Origin of the sequence: Streptomyces sp. NPDC058637 (assembly GCF_042717325.1) — a bacterium.
Classification (GTDB): Bacteria; Actinomycetota; Actinomycetes; order Streptomycetales; family Streptomycetaceae; genus Streptomyces.
In genome coordinates this window covers 1-21,194 of record NZ_JBHXRD010000048.1, presented here as the reverse complement: position 1 = coordinate 21,194, position 21,194 = coordinate 1, and the positions used below count along the sequence as shown (strand labels likewise).

Genomic DNA, 21,194 nt, shown 5'->3' with positions numbered 1-21,194 from the left:
CGCTCGATATGGGGTCAGGGTGCCCCCTGCGGGGCGGCGGAAACCGCCCCGCAGCCGGTGCCGGAAACCGCCCCGGAGCCGGTGCCGGAAACCGCCCCGGAGTGCCGGGGCCGGGGCACCGTCAGCTGTCCGTCACCCGGCCTCCCCGGCGGCCGGAGCGCCCTTCCGCAGCCGGAACCAGTAGAAGCCGTGGCCCGCGAGCGTCAGCAGATAGGGCCACTGGCCGACAGCAGGGAAGCGCACCCCGCCGATCAGCTCCACCGGATGGCGTCCGTTGAACGCCCGCAGGTCGAGCTCCGTCGGCTGTGCGAACCGCGAGAAGTTGTGGACGCACAGCACGAGGTCGTCCTTGTACTCCCGGGTGAACGCGAGCACCGCGGGGTTCGACGAGGGCAGTTCGTTGTACGTGCCCAGACCGAAGGCCGGATTCTGCTTGCGGATCTCGATCATCCGCCGTGTCCAGTGCAGCAGCGACGACGGCGAGGCCATCGACGCCTCCACGTTGGTGACCTGGTAGCCGTAGACCGGGTCCATGATCGTGGGGAGGTAGAGCCGCCCCGGATCGCTGGAGGAGAAGCCCGCGTTGCGGTCGGACGTCCACTGCATCGGGGTGCGTACGGCGTCGCGGTCGCCCAGCCAGATGTTGTCACCCATCCCGATCTCGTCCCCGTAGTAGAGGATCGGGGAGCCGGGCAGGGACAGGAGCAGGGCCGTGAACAGCTCGATCTGGTTGCGGTCGTTGTCCAGCAGCGGCGCCAGGCGGCGGCGGATGCCGATGTTGGCCCGCATCCGCGGGTCCTTGGCGTACTCCGCGTACATGTAGTCGCGCTCTTCGTCCGTGACCATCTCGAGTGTGAGCTCGTCGTGGTTGCGCAGGAAGATGCCCCACTGGCAGCCGGACGGGATCTCGGGCGTCTTCGCCAGGACTTCCGAGACCGGGTAGCGGCTCTCGCGCCGTACGGCCATGAAGATCCGCGGCATCACGGGGAAGTGGAACGCCATGTGGCACTCGTCGCCGCCGGCCGGGAAGTCGCCGAAGTAGTCGACGACGTCCTCCGGCCACTGGTTGGCCTCGGCCAGCAGCACGGTGTCCGGATAGTTGGCGTCGATCTCCTTGCGGACCCGCTTGAGGAAGTGGTGGGTCTCGGGGAGGTTCTCGCAGTTGGTGCCCTCGCGCTGGTAGAGGTACGGCACGGCGTCGACCCGGAAGCCGTCGATGCCGAGGTCCAGCCAGAAGCGCAGGGCCGAGATGATCTCCTCCCGCACCGCCGGGTTCTCGTAGTTGAGATCGGGCTGGTGCGAGAAGAAGCGGTGCCAGTAGTACTGCTTGCGTACCGGATCGAAGGTCCAGTTGGACGTCTCCGTGTCGACGAAGATGATCCGCGCGTCCGGGAACTGCTTGTCGTCGTCGGCCCAGACGTAGTAGTCGCCGTAGGGCCCGTCCGGGTCGGTGCGGGACTGCTGGAACCAGTCGTGCTGGTCGCTCGTGTGGTTCATGACGAAGTCGATGATCACGCGCATGCCGCGCTGGTGCGCGGCGTCGACGAACTCCACGAAGTCGGCGAGGTCGCCGAATTCGGGCAGCACGGCGGTGTAGTCGGAGACGTCGTAACCGCCGTCGCGCAGCGGTGACTTGAAGAACGGCGGCAGCCAGAGACAGTCGACGCCGAGCCATTGCAGGTAGTCCAGTTTGGCGGTGAGACCTTTGAGGTCGCCGACGCCGTCGCCGTTGGAGTCCTGGAAGGACCGGACGAGTACCTCGTAGAAGACGGCGCGCTTGAACCAGTCGGGATCGCGGTCCTTGGCGGGAGTGTCCTCGAACAGGTCGTGGACAGGCTCGTTGACGGTCATGGTGTGGGTGACCCTCCGGTCGGCGGGGACGGTCGCAGAACGACGATGTGCGCGGGTGTCACACCCGGTTCGAGGCGCACGTAGAAGGTTCTGCCCCAGTGATAGGTGGCGCCGGTGAGCTCGTCGCGCACCGGCACGCTCTCGTGCCGGTCGAGGCCGAGGCGCTGCATGTCCAACGAGACCGTGGCCTCGTGGGTGTGGTGGGGGTCGAGGTTGACGACCACCAGAACGGTGTTCGAACCCGAGCGCTTGCTGTACGCGATCAGCGCCTCGTCGTCGACGGAGTGGAAGTGGACGTCGCGCAGCTGCTGGAGCGCCGGATGGCGTCGCCGGATCCGGTTGAGGGAGGTGATCAGGGGTGCCAGCGAGCGGCCCTCGCGTTCCGCCGACTCCCAGTCCCTGACCTTGAGCTGGTACTTCTCGGAGTTCTCGTACTCCTCGCTCCCGGGATGCACCGGGGTGTTCTCGCACAGCTCGAAGCCCGCGTACACACCCCAGGAGGGGGACAGGGTCGCGGCGAGCACGGCCCTCGCCTCGAAGGCCGGACGGCCGCCGTCCTGGAGGTAACCGGGAAGGATGTCGGGCGTGTTCACGAAGAAGTTGGGCCGCATGTACGAGGAACTGTCGCCCGAAAGCTCGGTGACGTACTCGGTGAGCTCCTGCTTCGTGTTACGCCAGGTGAAGTAGGTGTACGACTGCTGGAAGCCGACCGCGGCCAGCGTCCGCATCATCGCGGGGCGGGTGAAGGCCTCCGCCAGGAAGATCACGTCCGGATCGGTGCGGTTGATGTCGGCGATCACCTTCTCCCAGAAGACCACCGGCTTCGTGTGCGGATTGTCGACCCGGAAGATCCGCACGCCGTGGTCCATCCAGAACCGCAGGATGCGGGTGGTCTCCGCGACGATCCCGGGCAGATCCTGGTCGAAGGCGATCGGATAGATGTCCTGGTACTTCTTCGGCGGGTTCTCCGCGTAGGCGATGGACCCGTCGGCGCGGTGGTGGAACCACTCGGGGTGCTCCTTCACCCAGGGGTGGTCCGGGGAGCACTGGAGTGCGAAGTCCAGCGCGATCTCCATCCGCAGTGTGCGGGCCGTCTCCACGAAGTGGTCGAAGTCGTCGAGCGTGCCGAGGTCCGGATGGACGGCGTCGTGGCCGCCCTCCGCAGAACCGATCGCCCAGGGCACCCCCGGGTCCCCGGCGCCGGGGGAGAGGCTGTTGTTGGGGCCCTTGCGGTGGGTGGTGCCGATGGGGTGGACCGGGGGGAGGTAGACGACGTCGAACCCCATCGCGGCGACGGCCGGAAGACGCTCCGCGGCGGTACGGAAGGTACCGCTGACGATCCCGCTCGACACCGGGGGCAGCTGCGCCGTCACCGCGGCGCCCTTCTTCTTCGCGGCGACGGCAGCGGAGGCGGCAGAGGTCTTCGCGGTCTTGGCGGTCTTGGCGGCCTTCGTCGTCCGGGGCGCGCGGGCCGGCTTCGCGGGAGCGGCCGGCTCCGTCCGCGCGCCCTCGGAGCGCGGGAACAGTTCGTACCAGGACCCGTACAGGGCGCGCCTGCGCTCGACGACCAGCGGCAGCGGGCGGGAGGCCGTGACCAGTTCGCGCAGGGGGTGCCGGGCGAGCGCCTCGTCCACCTCGGGCGTGAGCGCGGCGGCGAGCCGGGAGGCCGCCGGGCGGTTCGTGTCGCGCAGCGCGTCGACGGCGGCCAGCACCGCCTCGCGCCCGTCCCGCTTCGGTACGCCGTCGGCGGCGCGTTCGTACAGCTCGGCGCCCTCCCGCAGGACCAGCGCGGTGTCGATCCCGGCGGGAATCTTGATCCGCGCGTGCCCACGCCAGGTGCTGACCGGATCGCTCCACGCTTCGACGGTGTACGTCCAGTGGCCCTCGGCGCCGGGGGTGACATCCGCGCCCCAGCGGTCCGTCCCGGGGGCGAGCTCGCGCATCGGCGTCCACGGGCCGGGCCGTCCGCTCGGATCGCACAGGACGACATTGGCGGCCACCGCGTCGTGGCCTTCACGGAAGACGGTGGCGCTGACCTGGAAGGTCTCGCCCGCGACGGCTTTGGCCGGCCGCCTGCCGCAGTCGACGAGGGGGTGGACGTCCAGGACGGGAATACGACCGATCACGAAATCACCTGGGGGCAGTAGCTCGGCATGCACGGGGCGCGGCGTGGGCGTGAGGGGCTGACCGCGCGCGCCGCGATGGTGGGGTTGCGTCCTTTGTAGCTGCTCGGTTGTCGGCTGGCGGGCTGTGTGCATGGCCGCTCCTGTCCGCGTTCACTCGAATGGCACTCGAATGGCAGGTGCGCGGGGGGTTCGTGCTCGGATCGGGGGCACCTGGGGTGTGCTGCGCGGGCCGTGGTCGGGCTGAGTACCGGGGAAGCCTTCCCACCGTTTCCGGGCGGCCAACCCGGCGGCGTGTTAACTCCTGGGTGCTCTCCCGTGCACGCGCTGTGCGCCGCGCGCCGGTCCCCCGGCCGCCGTAGGGCGCACCACGCAGCTTTGCCTGTGGTGCGAAGCACCACAAGGTCGCGTGAGGAGGGGAAATCAGCCATATCGCCCGTGACGGATGTGTGCGCATCTGGCCCATGCGGTCACCGGGGCGGCCGGGACCCGTGCGACAGGGGGTGCGGGAGCCGGCGCGGGCGGGGCCGGGGGAGGGCGCGCCCGGTGCGAGGGCCGGGCCGGAGGCGGTCGCGCCGGTCCTGGCGGTGCCCAGCGAGCCGGTCGTGCGCCGTGGTCGCGTACGGCGGCACGCCGCTACCGTCGAGGGTGACGGAGAGGGCGTACACCGTGGTGCGTCCCCTCGGATCCGTACGTCCCCTGTAAAGGTGGGATACGTGAAGGCCATTCGTCGATTCACCGTGCGCCCCGTCCTCCCCGAACCCCTGCGACCGCTCAGCGACCTCGCCCGCAACCTGCGCTGGTCCTGGCACACCGAGACCCAACAGCTCTTCCAGGCGGCCGACCCGGAGGGCTGGCGGCCGGCGGACGCCGATCCCGTGCGCCTGCTCGGCGCCGTGTCCGCCGGACGCCTCGCCGAGCTTTCCTTCGACCAGCACTTCCTGCGCCGGCTCACCGAGGTCTCCGAGGACCTCCAGGAGTACCTCGACGGCCCGAGGTGGTATCAGAACCAGCTCTCCCAGGGCGCGGAACTCCCCGCGGCCGTCGCCTACTTCTCACCCGAGTTCGGGGTCACCGCGGCCCTGCCCCAGTACTCCGGGGGGCTCGGAATCCTGGCCGGGGACCATCTGAAGGCCGCCAGTGACCTGGGCGTGCCACTCATCGGGGTCGGCCTGCTCTACCGCCACGGCTACTTCCGCCAGAGCCTGTCCCGGGACGGCTGGCAGCAGGAGCACTACCCCGTCCTCGACCCCAACGAGCTGCCGCTCACCCTGGTGAGGGAGGTGGACGGCACCCCCAGCCGAGTGGTGCTGGCACTGCCCGGCGGCCGTTCGCTGTACGCCTCGATCTGGCAGGCCCAGGTGGGCCGCGTCCCCCTGCTGCTGCTCGACTCCGACGTCGAGGAGAACGCCCCGGGCGAACGCGACGTCACCGACCGGCTGTACGGCGGCGGCGGCGACCACCGCCTCCTCCAGGAGATGCTGCTCGGCATCGGCGGGGTGCGCGCCGTGCGGACCTACTGCCGGCTGACCGGACACGCGGCCCCCGAGGTGTTCCACACCAACGAGGGACACGCCGGATTCCTCGGCCTCGAACGGATCCGGGAACTCTCCGAAACCGGTCTGGACTTCGACGCCGCCCTCGAAGTGGTGCGGGCCGGGACGGTCTTCACCACGCACACCCCGGTGCCCGCCGGGATAGACCGATTCGAACGCCAGCTCGTGGCCCGTCACTTCGGTGACGACGGAGAGCTGCCCGGCGTCGGCGTGGAGCGGATCCTGCGCCTCGGCATGGAGACCTACCCCGGCGGTGAGCCGGGACTCTTCAACATGGCGGTGATGGGCCTGCGGCTCGCCCAGCGAGCCAACGGCGTCTCCACCCTGCACGGGGCCGTCAGCCGGGAGATGTTCTCCGGGCTGTGGCCGGGATTCGACCCCTCGGAGGTGCCGATCACCTCCGTGACCAACGGGGTGCACGCGCCGACCTGGGTCGCGCCCGAGGTCCTGCGGCTCGGCGCCAGGAAATTCGGCACCGAGCGGGCTTCGAGCGCGCTGGCCGGCGCCGAGGTCGGCGAGACGTCCGGCACGGGCACCGCCGACGGCGGCCGGCCCGGCACCCCCCGGCGCTGGGACGTCGTGGCAGCCGTCCCCGACCGGGAGATCTGGGACCTCCGCAGGGGGCTGCGCGAACAGCTCGTGACCGAGGTCCGCAAACGGCTCTACGCCTCCTGGCGCCGGCGTGGCGCGGGCACCGCCGAACTCGGCTGGATCGACGGCGTGCTCGATCCGGACGTGCTGACCATCGGCTTCGCCCGCCGGGTGCCCTCGTACAAGCGGCTGACGCTGATGCTGCACGACCGCGACCGGCTGCGGGCGCTGCTGCTGCACCCCACGCACCCGATCCAGATCGTCGTCGCCGGCAAGGCCCACCCCGCCGACGACGGCGGGAAACGGCTGGTCCAGGAGCTGGTGCGGTTCTCGGACGACCCGCGGGTCCGCCATCGCATCGTCTTCCTGCCGGACTACGGCATGGGCATGGCGCAGAAGCTCTACCCGGGCTGCGACGTCTGGCTGAACAACCCGCTGCGCCCGCTGGAGGCCTGTGGCACGAGCGGGATGAAGGCGGCCCTCAACGGCTGCCTCAACCTCTCCGTGCGCGACGGCTGGTGGGACGAGTGGTTCGAGCCGGACTTCGGCTGGGCGATCCCCACCGCCGACGGTTCCGCCACGGACGAGGAACGGCGTGACGAGCTGGAGGCCAACGCCCTCTACGCGCTGATCGAGGACCGGGTCGCCCCGCGCTTCTACGACCGCAACGCCGACGACCTGCCCGAGCGGTGGATCGAGATGGTCCGCCGCACCCTGGTCACCCTGGGGCCCAAGGTCCTCGCCGGCCGCATGGTCCGCGAGTACGTGGAGCGGCTCTACGCGCCCGCGGCGCTCGCCCGCCGGGCCCTGCGGCCGACCGCCGCCCGGGAGCTCGCCGAGTGGAAGGCCCGGGTCCACGCGGCGTGGCCGGATGTGGCCGTCGACCATGTGGAGGCCGCGGCCGACACGGTCGTCGGCGGCTCCGCGGAGCTGGGGTCCACCCTGGCGCTCCGGGTCCGGATCGCGCTGGGCGGCCTCGATCCGGACGACGTGGAGGTGCAGGTGGTCGCCGGGCGCGTCGACTCCGGTGACGCGATCGCCGAGGCCCAGACGTTCCCGCTGAAGCCGGCCGGCGGCCACGACCTGGAGGGCCGCTGGCTGTACGAGGGCCCGCTCGCCCTCGACCGCACGGGCCCGTACGGCTACACCGTGCGCGTCCTGCCCTCGCATCCGCTGCTCGCGTCGGCGGCGGAGCTGGGCCTGGTCGCGGTGCCGAACGAGTCGACGGGCGACGGCGGGGGCGTGCTGCTGCGCTGACGCCCGCGCCCGTCGGGCGGGCCCGGCGTCCCACGGGGCGCCGCGCCCGCTGCCGCGCGGGTCCGGTTCCCGGGATCGGCGGGGCCCGGCAGGGGTGTTTTCACCGTGATCTGGCTAACATGACAGCCGGTGCCGGTGTGGCTCTCGGGCCACCCAGGTGACAGCGAGGCGTCCCACGGGCGCGAGTGGAGGTCGGCACGGTGAACGGCGGCGGAGGCCCTGCGAGACGCCTGACCCGTCGGCTGGCCGCGCAGGGCGGCACCTCCCGGCAGCTGCAGCCACGCCGTGCGGAGACCGTCGGCGCACGACGGGCCGACCGCTTCACGACCGCCGCCCGGCTGCGCTGGCTCCACGCGGCGAGCACCCGCATCGGCACGAGCCTCGACCTGGAACGCACGGCGCAGGAGCTCGCCGACTACAGCGTCCCGCGCCTGGCGGACGCCGCGGCCGTCGACCTGCTGGAGTCCGTCATGCTCGGCGAGGAGGGCGAGCGCGTCACCGGCGCGGCGGTCCCCGTGACCCGGGCCATGGCCGTCACCTCCATCGACGCGCTGACCGAGCTCGAGCCCTCCCCGGTCGGCGAAGTGGTGGACCGCAGCAAACGCCGCGAGACCCTGCTGATCACCGAGTGCCTGCGCAACGGACGGCCGGTCCTGGTCAGCCGGATGACGGACGAGGACTACTCCCGTGTCGCGCCGACGGACAGTGCCGCCGCGGCGATGCGCCGCCAGGGCGTCCACAGCTACATGGCCGTGCCGCTGATCGCCCGCGGTGTCCTGCTGGGCTCCGCCGACTTCGTGCGCGCCGGGGCCAGCCCGCCCTTCAACCGGTCCGACGTGGAACTCGCGGGGCAGCTCGGCGCCATGGCCGCGGTCTTCATGGACAACGCGCGCCTCTACGGGCGCGAGCGCGAACACGTCGTCTCGCTGCAGCGCAGCCTCCTCCCACGGGCGACGCCGTACACCCCCGGTCTCCAGGTGCACGCCCACTACGTGCCCGCCTTCGACGCCCACGGGGTGGGCGGCGACTGGTACGACGTGGTGGCGCTGCCCGGCGGGCGTACGGCCCTGGTCGTCGGTGACGTCACCGGACACGGTCTGCCCGCCGCCGCCACGATGGGCCGGCTGCGTACCGTCGCCCGTACGCTCATGACGCTGGACATCGCGCCCGACCGGGTGCTCGCCCGGCTGGACCTGGCCACCCGTGACCTGGAGGACGACCAGGTCGCCACCTGTCTGTGCGCGGTCTACGACCCGGCCGACTCCAGCTACACCATCGCGAGCGCGGGCCACCCGCCGCCGCTGCTGGTGGACGGCGACGGGCAGGCACGCTTCCTCGACGTGCCGGTCGGGGCCCCGCTGGGCGCCGGGGTCATCCCGTACGACCCGCTGAGGCTGCGCGGTCCGGTGGGCAGCCGGCTGGTGCTCTACACCGACGGTCTGATCAAGACGCGCGTCGAGGACGTGGACGTCCAGCTGGAGGGGCTGCGCTCGGCGGTCTCGGCGATGACGCCCGAACAGCTCGACGACGGCGGTCTGCTCACCTCGCCGAAGCCGGACGACGGCCGCTTCGACGAGGCGGTGCTGCTGGTCGCCGGTGGCCATGAACTGCCCCCGGAGGTAAGGCTGCAGGTGTGGGACCTGCCGACGGAGGGCAACTCCGCGTCCACCGCCCGGAAGCTGGTCACCGAGCAGCTCGCCCGGTGGAACCTCGCCGAACTCGCCGACGTCACCGAGCTGGTCGTCAGCGAACTGGTCGGCAACGCCCTGCGCTACGGCGGCGGACCGGGCCGGCTCCGGCTGCTGTGCGACGAGCGGCTCCGGGTGGAGGTCGCGGACACCGGGCCCGACCTGCCGCAGATCCAGCACGCGGACGTGAGCGACGAGGGCGGTCGCGGCCTTCAGCTCATCAACCTGCTCTGCCGCAGGTGGGGTTCGTGCCGCACGGCGATCGGCAAGGTCGTCTGGGCCGAGCAGGACATCCCGGGCTGACCGGTCCCGTTCCCGCCGGTCGCCTCCGGAACGCGCTCGCCCGAAGGGGCGTACGACCGGATGCCGGCGAGCGGGTGCGCCTTCCCGCCTGCTCGGACAGTCTGTTCGTGACCCGGGAGACCCTGACCCACGCGGACAGCCCGCCCGACGGCGCACGGGAACGGCCCGGGAGGGAGCTCCCGGACCGTTCCCGTGCGATGCGTCAGTGCCTGTTCTGCGGCACTGCCTGCTCAGTGCCCTCGGCGGGCGCTCAGAAGGTGAGCTTGACGCTGTTGAAGGTGCCGGTGTCGCCCGAGTAGGCGTCCTGGACCTTCAGGTTCCACGTGCCGTTGGCCACCTCGGACGAGGCGTTGACCGTGTAGGTCGCCACCACGTTGTCCGCGGAGTCGCTCGACGAGGAGTTCTTCAGCCGGTAGGCCGTGCCGTCCGGGGCGACCAGGTCGAGCACGAGGTCACCACGGTAGGTGTGGGTGATGTTCACCGCGACCGAGAGGTCGCTCGGCGCGTTGCCGGTGACGCCGGTGACGGCGACCGGGATGTTGGTGGTGCTCCGGTCGGCGAGTGCCTTGACGGTCGTGTTCTGGAAGACCGCGCCGCCCGGGTCCGGGTCGGTGCCACCGGGGCGGGTGCCCACGTTGATGCCGGCCCAGGCGTGGGCGACCGCGGTGTACTCGGCGCTCGTGGTGCCGTACAGCTCACCGGCCACGGCGAGGGTGCCGGTGCGGGCCGCGGCGTAGTTCGTCGTCGAGGTGAACTTGGTGGTGAGTGCCTTGAACCAGATCTGCGCGGCCTTGTCGCGGCCGATGCCCGTCACCGGAAGGCCGTCCGAGGTCGGGGAGTTGTACGCGACACCGTTGACGGTCTTGGCTCCGCTGCCCTCGGAGAGCAGGTAGAACCAGTGGTTCGCCGGGCCCGAGGAGTAGTGGACGTCGACCGAGCCGATGCCCGAGTACCACGAGTCCTTGGACGCGCCGTCCTTGCTCGGCTTGTCCATGTAGCGCAGCGGGGTGCCGTCGCCGTTGATGTCGATCTTCTCGCCGATGAGGTAGTCGCCGGGGTCCTCCGCGGTGTCGGAGTGGAACTCGACGGCCGCGGCGAAGATGTCGCTGGTCGCCTCGTTGAGGCCGCCGGACTCACCGCTGTAGACCAGACCGGCGGTGTTGGAGGTGACGCCGTGCGTCATCTCGTGGGCCGCCACGTCGAGGGAGGTCAGCGGCGAGGCGTTGCCACTGCCGTCCCCGTACGTCATGCAGAAGCAGCTGTCGGACCAGAAGGCGTTGACGTAGTTGTTGCCGTAGTGCACGCGGGAGTACGCGCCGACACCGTCACCCCGGATGCCGGTGCGGCCGTGGATGTTCTTGAAGTAGTCCCAGGTCTCGGCCGCGCCGTAGTGCGCGTCGGCGCCCGCGGTCTCCAGGTTGGACGCGGTGCCGTCACCCCAGATGTCGTCCGTGCCGGAGAACAGCGTCCCGGTGCCCGACGTGCCGCGGTTCAGGTTGTACGTCTTGGTGTTGCCGCGCGCCGTGTCGGTCAGGTTGTACGAGCCCGAAGTGCCCAGCGTGACCTGGCCGTTGTACATCGTGTTGCCGGTGCCGGTCTCGATGGCCTGCCACTCGTAGAGCTTCGCGCCCGACGAGGCGTCGGTGACGACGTGCAGCTCGTTCGGCGTGCCGTCGTGCTGGAGGCCGCCGACCACGGTCTCGTACGCGAGCTGCGGGGTGCCGCTCGCCGTCCAGACGACCTTGCGCGGGGCCTTGCTGGCCTCCGTCTTCCGCGACCCCTCGGCCTTCGCCGCGCTCAGGGCCTGCTTCTCGGCGGTGGCGGCCGCGATGTCGGCGGTGGTGCCGACGGCCTTCAGCTGCGCGCCGGTCGCCCTGGACGCCTTGGTGACGCTCTCGGTCTTCCCGGCCTTGGTCTCGGCCACGACCAGGTCGCCGCCGAGGACGGGGAGGCCGCCGAGCGTGCGCTCGTAACGGGTGTGCGTGGTGCCGTCGACGTCCTGGACGACATCGCGGACGACCAGCTTCTCCGTGGCGCCGAGGCCGAGTTTTTCGGCGGTGGCGGCCTTGGTGGCGTCGGCCTCGCGGATCAGTTCGGCGCGCTGGGCGGGGGAGAGCGTCGCGGGGAGGGAGCCGCGGTCGGCGCCCTCGGCGACGGCGGCCGGGGCCGCGCCGGTGTTGTCGGCGGCGGTCGCGCCGCCGGTCTGTACGCCGACGGCGAGGAGGGCTGCGGTGGCTATCAGAGCGCCGGTCGCGGTGGCACGACGGCTGGGCGTGGATCTCACGCGGACTCCTTCTGCGAGGGGGGTGACGGGCCGGCCTGGGTGAGCCGTCCGGGCAGAGCAAGCGGTGCGCAGAACGGGGGAAGAGTGCCAGCCGAAGCGTGGGTATGTCAGGACCGCGTCAACACATTGGCCGGAATTCGTCCGTTGCCGGAATGGTCATGTTCGTTAAGCGGACGTTTCGCCATGTGTCATCCCCGTGTGGCAAGGGGGGTTCCAGGGCGGTCCGTCGCCAGAATTCGCAGGGTGGGTTGAGATTTCGTTCGAATTCAGGGTGTTCGAACAACGGATCGGGAAGCGGATGATGACCACGGGCTGAGACGCTGCGGAACTGTGGCCAGTTCTGCGCCGTCGCGTACGGACGTGGTCGTCGGGGCCGCCCGCAGCCGGTGCGCCGGGCCCGTCCCCGGGGCAGGCGGCGTGGAGCCGGCCGACGGGGCGGAGACCGGGAGGAGGCCGCGAACGGCGGCTCGGGTGGGGCCGTTCGGCCGCGCCGCGGACCATGACCGGAGGGCCCCCCGCAGCGTGCGGGGAGCCCTCCTCGTGCCGCCGCGGCCCTCAGGCCAGGCTCTCCCGCCACGCGCGGTGCAGCCCGGCGAACCGGCCGGTCCCGCCGATGAGTTCGGCCGGGGTGCCGTCCTCCACGATCCTGCCGTGCTCCATCACGAGCACCCGGTCCGCGATCTCCACCGTCGACAGACGGTGTGCGATCACCACCGCCGTACGGCCGTGCAGCACGGTGTCCATGGCCCGTTGCACCGCCCGCTCACCGGGGACGTCGAGCGAGCTCGTCGCCTCGTCCAGGATCAGCACCGCCGGATCCGCGAGCAACGCGCGGGCGAACGCCACCAGTTGGCGCTGGCCCGCGGAGATCCTGCCGCCCCGCTTGCGTACGTCCGTGGCGTACCCGTCGGGCAGGGCGCTGATGAAGTCGTGCGCCCCGATGGCCTTCGCCGCCTGCTCGATCTCCTCGGGCGTCGCGTCCGGCCGGCCGATCGCGATGTTCTCGGAGATCGTCCCGGAGAACAGGAAAGCCTCCTGGGTCACCATCACCACACCCCGCCGCAGCTCCGCGGTCGCCAGATCGCGCAGGTCGGTGCCGTCGAGCAGAACCCGGCCCTCGGTCGGATCGTAGAACCGCGCCAGCAGCTTGGCCAGCGTCGACTTCCCCGCACCCGTCGAGCCGACCACGGCCACGGTCCGGCCCGCCGGGATCGTCAGATCGAAACGCGGCAGGACCTCGCCGCCCGTCCGGTACGCGAACCGCACCCCGTCGAACGTCACCTCGCGGCCCGGGTGGTCACCGGCCAGGGCCGGCAGCTCCTTCGGCGCCACGGGCTCCGGGACGGCGGGCGTCTGCGCGAGGAGACCCGCGATCTTCTCCAGCGAGGCGGCGGCCGACTGGTAGGAGTTGAGGAACATCGCGAGCCGGTCGATCGGGTCGTACAGCCGGCGCAGATACAGCACCGCGGCGGCCAGCACACCGAGCGCCAGCGTCCCCGAAGCCACCCGGTACGCGCCCCACAGCACCATCGCGGCCACCGCCGTGTTCGCGACCAGCCGGGATCCGACGACATAGCGGGCCATCTCCAGCAGCGCGTCGCCGTTCCGCCGCTCGTGACGGCGGTTGAGCACCGCGAAGTCCGCGTCGTTGGCCCGCTCCCGGCGGAAGGCCTGCACGGGACGGATCCCGTTCATCGTCTCCGCGAACTTCACGATGACTCCGGCGATGGCCGAGGAACGGGCCGAGTAGGCCTCGGACGCCCGGCGCCGGTACAGCCGCACCAGCAGATACAGGGGCCCGAACGACGCCACCGCGATCGCACCGATGCCGAGGTCCAGCCACAGCAGCACGAGGGAGATCGACACGAAGGACAGGACCACCCCGAGGAGCTCCTGCAGCCCCTCGCTCAGCAGCTCGCGCAGCGACTCCACGTCCGTCGTCGAACGGGAGATCAGCCGGCCCGAGGTGTAGCGCTCGTGGAAGTCCACACTGAGCGCCTGCGCGTGACGGAAGATCCGGCCGCGCAGATCGAGCAGCACGTCCTGGTTGATCCGCGCCGCCGCCCGGACGAACACGTACTGCAGCAGCCCCGCACCGACCGAGCACACCGCGTACCCGATCCCCACGGCGGCCAGCGGCCCGTAGTCGTGGTCCCGGAACGCGGGCACACCGCTGTCGATGGCGTACGCGACCAGCAGCGGCCCCGCCTGCACGGCGGCCTGCTGGACCAGCAGCACGAGGGACGCCACGACCACCCGGGCCCGCAGCGGGCCGAGCAGTGAGAGGAGCAGCGCCCAGGTCGCACCGCGCGGGGCGGGCAGGTCGTCCCGGTCGAACGGATCCCCGGGGCCCGGCTGCGGCGGCCCCCCACCCTTCGGTTCCTCGTCGGCGAGGGCGGGGCCGTCGGTGGTGGTAGTGGTCATCGGGAGCTGCCCTCCTCGGCAGTGAGCACCCGGGCGCCGTCCTCGGCCCCGGACATCAGCCAGGCGTACTCGGCATCGGTGCGCAGCAGCTCCTGATGGGTGCCCACCGCGCTGATCCGGCCACCGGACAGCAGTGCCACCCGGTCGGCCAGCATCACCGTCGACGGCCGGTGCGCCACGACCACGGCCGTCGTCCTCTCCAGTACCCGCCGCAACGCCGCCTCCACCAGGGCCTCCGTGTGCACGTCCAGGGCGGAGAGCGGGTCGTCCAGCACCAGGAAGCGTGGCTCGCCGACCACGGCACGTGCCAGCGCGAGACGCTGGCGCTGGCCGCCGGAGAGGCTCAGGCCCTGCTCGCCGACCTGGGTGGCGATGCCCTCGGGCAGATCGTGCACGAAGTCGGCCTGCGCGACGGACAGGGCCCGGCGCAACTGCTCCTCGTCCGCGCCCTCCGCACCCATCAGGACGTTCTCCCCGACGGTCGCCGAGAAGAGCGTCGGCTCCTCGAAGGCCACCGACACCAGCTCGCGCAGCCGGGGCCGCTCCATGGCCGCGATGTCCTCGCCGTCCAGCAGGATCCGGCCCCCGGTGACCTCGTGCAGCCGGGGGACGAGCGCCGTGAGCGTCGTCTTCCCGGAACCGGTGGCCCCCACCAGCGCCATCGTCTCGCCGGGACGGATCCGCAGATCGATCCGGGCCAGCACCGGCTCGGAGCCCGGCGCGGCGTCCGGGTAGCGGAACTCGACGCCGTCGAAGACGATGCCCGACTCCTTTCCGGCCGCCTTTCCGGCCGCCCCCGAAGGGGTGTCCGAGGCGGGTTCCTCCGGCACGTCCATGACCTCGAAGTACCGGTCGGCGGCCGTCGCCGACTCCTGGCTCATCGCCAGCAGGAAGCCGATCGACTCGACCGGCCAGCGCAGCGCGAGGGCCGTCGAGAGGAACGCGACGAGCGTGCCCGCCGACAGGTCGCCGTCCGCGACCTGGATCGTGCCGAGCACCAGCGCGGCACCGATCGCCAGCTCGGGGATGGCTGTGATGAGGGCCCAGATCCCGGCGAGGAGCCGGGCCTTGCCCAGCTCCGTACCGCGTAGCCGCTGGGCGAGCGCGCGGAAGGCCTGCGCCTGGCTGCGGTGCCGGCCGAAACCCTTGACGATGCGGATGCCCAGCACGCTCTCCTCGACGACCGTCGTCAGATCGCCGACCTGGTCCTGCGCCGTGCGCGCCACCACCGAGTACTTCGTCTCGAAGAGCGAGCACAAAACCATCAGGGGCACCGCGGGAACCAGGAGCACCAGGCCGAGCGACCACTCCTGCGCGAACAGGACGAAGAAGCCGACCAGGATCGTCGTGCCGTTGACCAGCAGGAACGTCAGCGGGAAGGCCAGGAACATCCGCATCAGCATCAGATCGGTGGTCCCGCGCGACAGCAGCTGCCCCGAGGGCCAGCGGTCGTGGAAGGCCACCGGGAGCCGTTGCAGATGCCGGTAGAGGTCCGCGCGCATCGACGCCTCCACCCCGGCCAGCGGCCGTGCCACGAGCCACCGCCGCAGCCCGAACAGTCCGGCCTCCACGATGCCCAGCAGCAGCAGGTACAGCGCGCCCAGCCACACCCCGCCCGGATCCCGGTCGGCGACGGGACCGTCCACCATCCACTTCAGGACGAGGGGGATCACCAGGCCGAGACAGGACGCCAGGACCGCCACGAAGGCGGCGCAGAACCAGCGCGTCCGAACGGGGCGGACATAGGGCCACAGACGCATGAGGGAGCGCACGGCGGACCGGTCCGTGGGCTCTGCAGGTTTTTCGGGCATCAGGAGCGAGCTTATGGTTCACCACTGACATCGCTCATCTGGTTTTCCGGTCACGTGCCACGGGTCCGCGCGGCGACCGTGGCTGCCCGCCGGTCCCGCCCCTCACCCCGCCACCCGCAGCAGCAGCACCGACCTCCCCGGCACCGTCAGCGTCGTGCCGCCCCGGTGGACCGTGCCCGGAACCGTGGTCTGGTCCTCCAGCGAGGTGTCCAGCACCAGTTCGTACGACGCGGCCCAGGGCGGGCCCGGCAGATGGAAGTCGCAGGGCAGGTGCCCCGCGTGCAGGACCGCCAGGAAACTGTCGTCGGTGATCTGACCGCCCCGTGCGTCCCGGCCCGGGATGTCGCGCCCGGAGAGGTACAGGCCGAGCGTCGCCGCCGGCGCGTACCAGTCGCCCTCCGTCATCTCCGCGCCCTGGGGCGTGAACCACGCCAGGTCCCGCAGCCCGTCCGGGGCCTGTGGCGTCCCGGAGAAGAACGCCCGGCGCCGCAGCACCGGGTGGCTGTGGCGCAGGGCCAGCACCCGGGAGGTCAGCTCGGTGAGCTGTCGCCATTCGGGCCGCTCCAGCAGTGACCAGTCCAGCCAGCTGACCTCGTTGTCCTGGCAGTAGGCGTTGTTGTTGCCGCCCTGCGTACGGCCCATCTCGTCGCCCGCCACCAGCATCGGCACGCCCGTGGACAGCAGCAGGGTGGTGAGCAGGTTGCGCAGCTGGCGGCGGCGCAGCGCGTTGACGTCCGGGTCCTCGCTCCCGCCCTCGGCGCCGCAGTTCCAGGCGCGGTTGTCGTTCGTGCCGTCGCGGTTGCCCTCGCCGTTGGCCTCGTTGTGCTTGCGCTCGTAGCTGACCAGGTCGCGCAGGGTGAAGCCGTCGTGCGCGGTGACGAAGTTGACCGAGGCGTACGGCCGCCTGCCGCCCCAGGCGTACAGGTCGCTCGACCCGGTGAGCCGGTAGCCGATGTCCCGTACGTCGGGCAGCGCGCCGCGCCAGAAGTCACGTACGGCGTCCCGGTAGCGGTCGTTCCACTCCGTCCACAGCGGCGGGAAGGCGCCCACCTGGTAGCCGCCGTTGCCGACGTCCCACGGCTCGGCGATCAGCTTGACCCGGCGCAGCACCGGGTCCTGGGCGATCACCGCGAGGAACGGGGAGAGCATGTCGACGTCGTGCATCGAGCGGGCCAGCGCCGCCGCCAGGTCGAAGCGGAAGCCGTCGACGCCCATCTCCGTCACCCAGTAGCGCAGCGAGTCCGTGATCAGCCGCAGGACCTGCGGCTGCACCACGTGCAGGGTGTTGCCGCAGCCGGTGTAGTCGGCGTAGCGGCGGGCGTCCGGCTGGAGGCGGTAGTAGCCGCGGTTGTCGATGCCGCGCAGGGACAGCATCGGGCCGAGCTCGCCCGCCTCCGCGGTGTGGTTGTAGACCACGTCGAGGATCACCTCGATCCCGGCGTCGTGCAGGGCGCGCACCATCTTCTTGAACTCGCCGACCTGCCCGCCCGCCGTGCCGCTCGCCGCGTAGCCGGCGTGCGGGGCGAAGTAGCCGATCGAGTTGTAACCCCAGTAGTTGTGCAGACCGCGCCGCAGCAGGTGGTCCTCGTGGGCGAACTGGTGGACGGGGAGCAGTTCCACGGCCGTCACGCCGAGCCGCCGGAGGTGGCCGATCGCGGCGGGGTGGGCGAGACCGGCGTAGGTGCCACGCAGCTCCGGCGGGATGTCGGGGTGGAGCTTGGTGAAGCCGCGCACGTGCAGTTCGTAGATGACCGAGTCCGCCCACGGTGTCTTCGGCCTGCGGTCCTCCACCCAGTCGTCGTCGTCGTGGACGACGACGCCCTTGGGCACGTGCGGCGCCGAGTCCCGGTCGTCGCGCACGGTGTCGGCGACGTGCTGCTGCGGCCAGTCCCTCACATGGCCGTACACCTCGGGCGGCAGGGTGAACGAACCGTCCACCGCGCGGGCGTACGGGTCCAGGAGCAGCTTCGCCGCGTTCCAGCGGGCGCCCGTCCAGGGGTCCCAGCGGCCGTGCACCCGGTAGCCGTACCGCTGTCCGGGGCGGACACCGGGGACGAAGCCGTGCCAGATCTCATGGGTGAGCTCGGTCAGCGGGAGACGGGTCTCGGTGCCCCGCTCGTCGAAGAGGGAGAGCTCGACGGCCTCCGCCCCACCGGCCCAGAGGGCGAAGTTGGTGCCCGCCACACCGTCCGGTCCGACCCGGAAGCGTGCTCCCAGCGGCATGGGAGTACCCGGCCATACGAGTGGTTCGTCCGGTCGGTCCTTCCGGTCCGGCCGGGGCGCTGCCACCCGGCCCGTCGTGCGCGGTGCTTCCTCCTGCTCGGCTGTGCTCGACACCTCTCAGCCTCCCGCGGCTCGTCGGACCGGCCACCCGGGAGGAGGGCGCACGGCGTCCCGGCCGTGGCCTTCCCGGTGTGGTCCTCCCTCTGTTCTGCCCACGGCGGGGCCCGCACTCACGTTTCCCCCGGGCGGCCCCTGTCGTTGGGGGAGCGTGAACCACGTAGCGAAGAGAGCACGGGCGGGTTCGGCCGCCATGCTGACATGGGCAGGACTGTTCACCGTGCTGGCCGTACTGACGGGCTGCACCGGGTCGACGCCGTTCTTCGGGGACAGCCGTTCGCCCGGGGACGCCATCAGGATCGTCCCGAAGGACGGGGCCGAGAACGTCGGTGCCGACAGCCGGATCGAGGTAACCGTCCCCGACGGACGGCTCGAACGGGTGAAGGTGACACGGATGGAGGACGCGGAGCAGGAGGAGGTGCCGGGCCGGATCGCCGAGGACGGCCGTTCGTGGGCCCCCGAGAAGGGCGCACGGCGACTGGGGCTCGCCGGGAAGTACGGCGTCGAGGCGGTCGCCGTGGACGGTGACGGCCGCCGCTCGGCCCGGAACACGAGCTTCACCACCCTGGTCCCCGAGGACCGCTTCATCGGCTACTTCAAGCCGGAGAACCGCTCCACCGTGGGGACCGGAATGATCGTCTCCTTCGACTTCAACCGGCCGGTCACGAACCGGGCGGCCGTGGAGAAGGCCATCAGGATCACCACGGAGCCCGCGGTCGAGGTGGCCGGCCACTGGTTCGGCAAGGAGCGCCTCGACTTCCGTCCCGCCTCGTACTGGGAACCGGGCACCGAGGTCACCGTCGACGTGGGACTGCGCGATGTCGAGGGCTCGCCCGGGGTGTACGGGAGCCAGCGGAAGAAGGTCACCTTCCGGGTGGGCCGTTCCCAGACGTCCTTGGTGGACGCGCGGGCGCACACCATGGAGGTACGCCGTGACGGCGAGCTCGTCAGCACGGTGCCGATCACGGCGGGCGCCGCGAAGACCACCACGTACAACGGGAAGATGGTGGTCTCCGAACTGCACGAGGTGACGCGGATGGACGGCCGCACGGTCGGCTTCGGCGGCGAGTACGACATCAAGGACGTCCCGCACGCCATCCGGCTGACCAAGTCCGGCACCTTCCTGCACGGCAACTACTGGGAGTCGCCCGACATCTTCGGCACCGACAACACCAGCCACGGCTGCATCGGTCTGCGTGACGTGAAGGGCGGCAGTTCGGACAGCCCGGCCGGCTGGTTCTTCGAGCGGACGCTCGTGGGCGACGTGGTCGAGGTGGTCAACTCCACCGACAGGACCGTCGCCCCGGACAACGGCCTCGGGGGCTGGAACCTCGGGTGGGCCCAGTGGAAGGCGGGCTCCGCGCTGAGCCGATAGGCCCTGGCGCACGGGGAGTTCGGGCATCGCGCCCGATCCCCGGTCCGACCTGCGGGGGGTCCCGGGAGAAGGCCCGCGGGACCCCCGGCGGCGGTGCGGGACGTCTTGGGACGGAACGGTGACATTCCGGGGGAGTTCTCCCCACGCGCGGTGTGATTATCTTGCGCCGAGCGTGCATGTACAGCGCGCGGGGGTGCGGGCCATGGCGGGGCCAGGCCGTGCGAGGGGAGACGACCACATTGAACGGGCAGCCGATATCGGGGGCATCGGCCGGGGCGAGCAGAGGACGGCGCGGGCGCGGAGCCCCCGGACTTCTCGCACTGGTACTGGGTGCGCTGCTGTTGCTGGTGACGGCATGCGGCGGCAACGGCAACGCCGGCGGGACGAAGGACGGCAAGGGGGCGGGCGTGCGGGTCGACGACACCAGCGCCTCGCAGGCGGTGGTGACCGTCGCACCGAAGGACGGCGCCGATGACGTGGCGACGAGCGGGGCACTGAAGGTCTCGGCCGCCCAGGGCAAGCTGAGCACGGTCAAGGTCGCCGATCCCAAGGGCAACGAGGTCGACGGCAAGATCGCCGCCGACGGGCTGAGCTGGGTGCCCGACCGGCACCTGGCCGCCGCGACCAAGTACACCGTGCACGCGGTCGCCAAGGACGACGAGGGACGCCAGTCCGCGAAGGACACCACCTTCACGACACTGGTGCCGGAGAACACCTTCATCGGGCAGTACACACCGGAGGACGGCTCGACCGTCGGCGTCGGCATGCCGGTGTCGATCCACTTCACCCGGGGCATCACCGACCCGGAGGCCGTCGAGAAGGCCGTCGAGGTGACGGCGGTTCCCGACGTCCCGATCGAGCCCCACTGGTTCGGCAACGACCGCCTCGACTTCCGCCCCGAGGAGTACTGGGCCGCGGGCACCAAGGTGACGCTGCGCCTGGACCTCGACGGTGTCGAGGGGCGGCCGGGGGTCTACGGCAAGCAGGCCAAGACGGTGAAGTTCACCATCGGCCGCAGCCAGGTCTCCACCGTCGACGCGAGCTCCCACCGGATGAAGGTCGTCCGTGACGGCGAGCAGATCAAGGACATCCCGATCTCCGCGGGCGCCCCGTCGACGACCACGTACAACGGTCAGATGGTCATCAGCGAGAAGCTCAAGGTGACGCGGATGAACGGCGACACGGTCGGTTTCGGCGGTGAGTACGACATCAAGGACGTGCCGCACGCCATGCGCCTGTCCACGTCGGGCACCTTCATCCACGGCAACTACTGGGGGGCGTCGAGCATCTTCGGTACGACCAACACCAGCCACGGCTGTGTCGGTCTGCGGGACGTGCGCGGGGCCTGGGACGGCAAGACCCCGGCCGCGTGGTTCTTCGACAACTCCCTCATCGGTGACGTGGTGGTCGTGAAGAACTCCGAGGACAAGGTGATCCAGCCGGACAACGGCCTCAACGGCTGGAACATGGACTGGTCGGAGTGGACCGCGTAGGTCCCGGACCGATCGCGTGGGTCCTTGGCGGACCACGTGGGTCCTTGGCGGACCGCTCAGGTCCCCCTCCCGGCGGCGGGCCCGGTGCTGTGACCAAC

Annotated in this window: 10 protein-coding genes; 4 read left to right on the top strand and 6 right to left on the bottom strand. The window is 71.2% G+C overall.

Going from position 1 to position 21,194, the window contains the following annotated elements; translation table 11 throughout:
• Positions 1–132: 132 nt before the first annotated feature.
• Positions 133–1,851, bottom strand: coding sequence for a maltose alpha-D-glucosyltransferase (gene treS / locus ACFWVP_RS32430; RefSeq protein WP_384501565.1), 1,719 nt, complete (start codon positions 1,849–1,851; stop codon positions 133–135).
• Positions 1,848–3,977 (bottom strand): alpha-1,4-glucan--maltose-1-phosphate maltosyltransferase, encoded by a 2,130-nt coding sequence (locus ACFWVP_RS32425; protein ID WP_384501564.1) that lies wholly within the window; start codon positions 3,975–3,977, stop codon positions 1,848–1,850. Before ACFWVP_RS32425 ends, treS begins: the two co-directional genes overlap by 4 nt.
• A 713-nt stretch (positions 3,978–4,690) precedes the next feature.
• Between ACFWVP_RS32425 and glgP the strand changes: the two genes are divergently transcribed.
• Positions 4,691–7,378, top strand: coding sequence for an alpha-glucan family phosphorylase (glgP, locus tag ACFWVP_RS32420; protein ID WP_384501563.1), 2,688 nt, complete (start codon positions 4,691–4,693; stop codon positions 7,376–7,378).
• 200 nt (positions 7,379–7,578) lie between these two features.
• The gene (locus ACFWVP_RS32415) at positions 7,579–9,369 is read left to right on the top strand and encodes a SpoIIE family protein phosphatase (protein WP_384501562.1); all 1,791 of its coding nucleotides are present in this window, start codon (positions 7,579–7,581) and stop codon (positions 9,367–9,369) included.
• A 250-nt stretch (positions 9,370–9,619) separates the two neighbouring features.
• On the opposite strand, the gene ACFWVP_RS32410 is transcribed toward ACFWVP_RS32415, so the two are convergent.
• The 4 genes from ACFWVP_RS32410 to glgX all read right to left on the bottom strand — a co-directional run bounded on the left by ACFWVP_RS32410 (position 9,620) and on the right by glgX (position 18,225).
• The gene (locus tag ACFWVP_RS32410; RefSeq protein WP_384501561.1) at positions 9,620–11,653 is read right to left on the bottom strand and encodes a M4 family metallopeptidase; all 2,034 of its coding nucleotides are present in this window, start codon (positions 11,651–11,653) and stop codon (positions 9,620–9,622) included.
• Positions 11,654–12,208: 555 nt separating this feature from the next.
• Entirely contained in the window at positions 12,209–14,077 is a 1,869-nt protein-coding gene (locus ACFWVP_RS32405; protein WP_384501560.1) for an ABC transporter ATP-binding protein, read from the bottom strand.
• A complete protein-coding gene (locus ACFWVP_RS32400; RefSeq protein ID WP_384501559.1) occupies positions 14,074–15,888 on the bottom strand; it encodes an ABC transporter ATP-binding protein in 1,815 nt (604 codons plus the stop codon). Before ACFWVP_RS32400 ends, ACFWVP_RS32405 begins: the two co-directional genes overlap by 4 nt.
• 102 nt (positions 15,889–15,990) lie before the next feature.
• Positions 15,991–18,225: a glycogen debranching protein GlgX gene (glgX, locus tag ACFWVP_RS32395; RefSeq protein WP_384501558.1), complete on the bottom strand. Its 2,235-nt coding sequence runs from the start codon at positions 18,223–18,225 to the stop codon at positions 15,991–15,993.
• A gap of 154 nt (positions 18,226–18,379) precedes the next feature.
• Between glgX and ACFWVP_RS32390 the strand changes: the two genes are divergently transcribed.
• Together ACFWVP_RS32390 and ACFWVP_RS32385 are read left to right on the top strand one after the other, a co-directional pair.
• Positions 18,380–19,603 (top strand): Ig-like domain-containing protein, encoded by a 1,224-nt coding sequence (locus tag ACFWVP_RS32390; RefSeq protein WP_384501557.1) that lies wholly within the window; start codon positions 18,380–18,382, stop codon positions 19,601–19,603.
• A gap of 239 nt (positions 19,604–19,842) precedes the next feature.
• Positions 19,843–21,096, top strand: coding sequence for an Ig-like domain-containing protein (locus ACFWVP_RS32385; RefSeq protein WP_384501556.1), 1,254 nt, complete (start codon positions 19,843–19,845; stop codon positions 21,094–21,096).
• Positions 21,097–21,194: the final 98 nt, after the last annotated feature.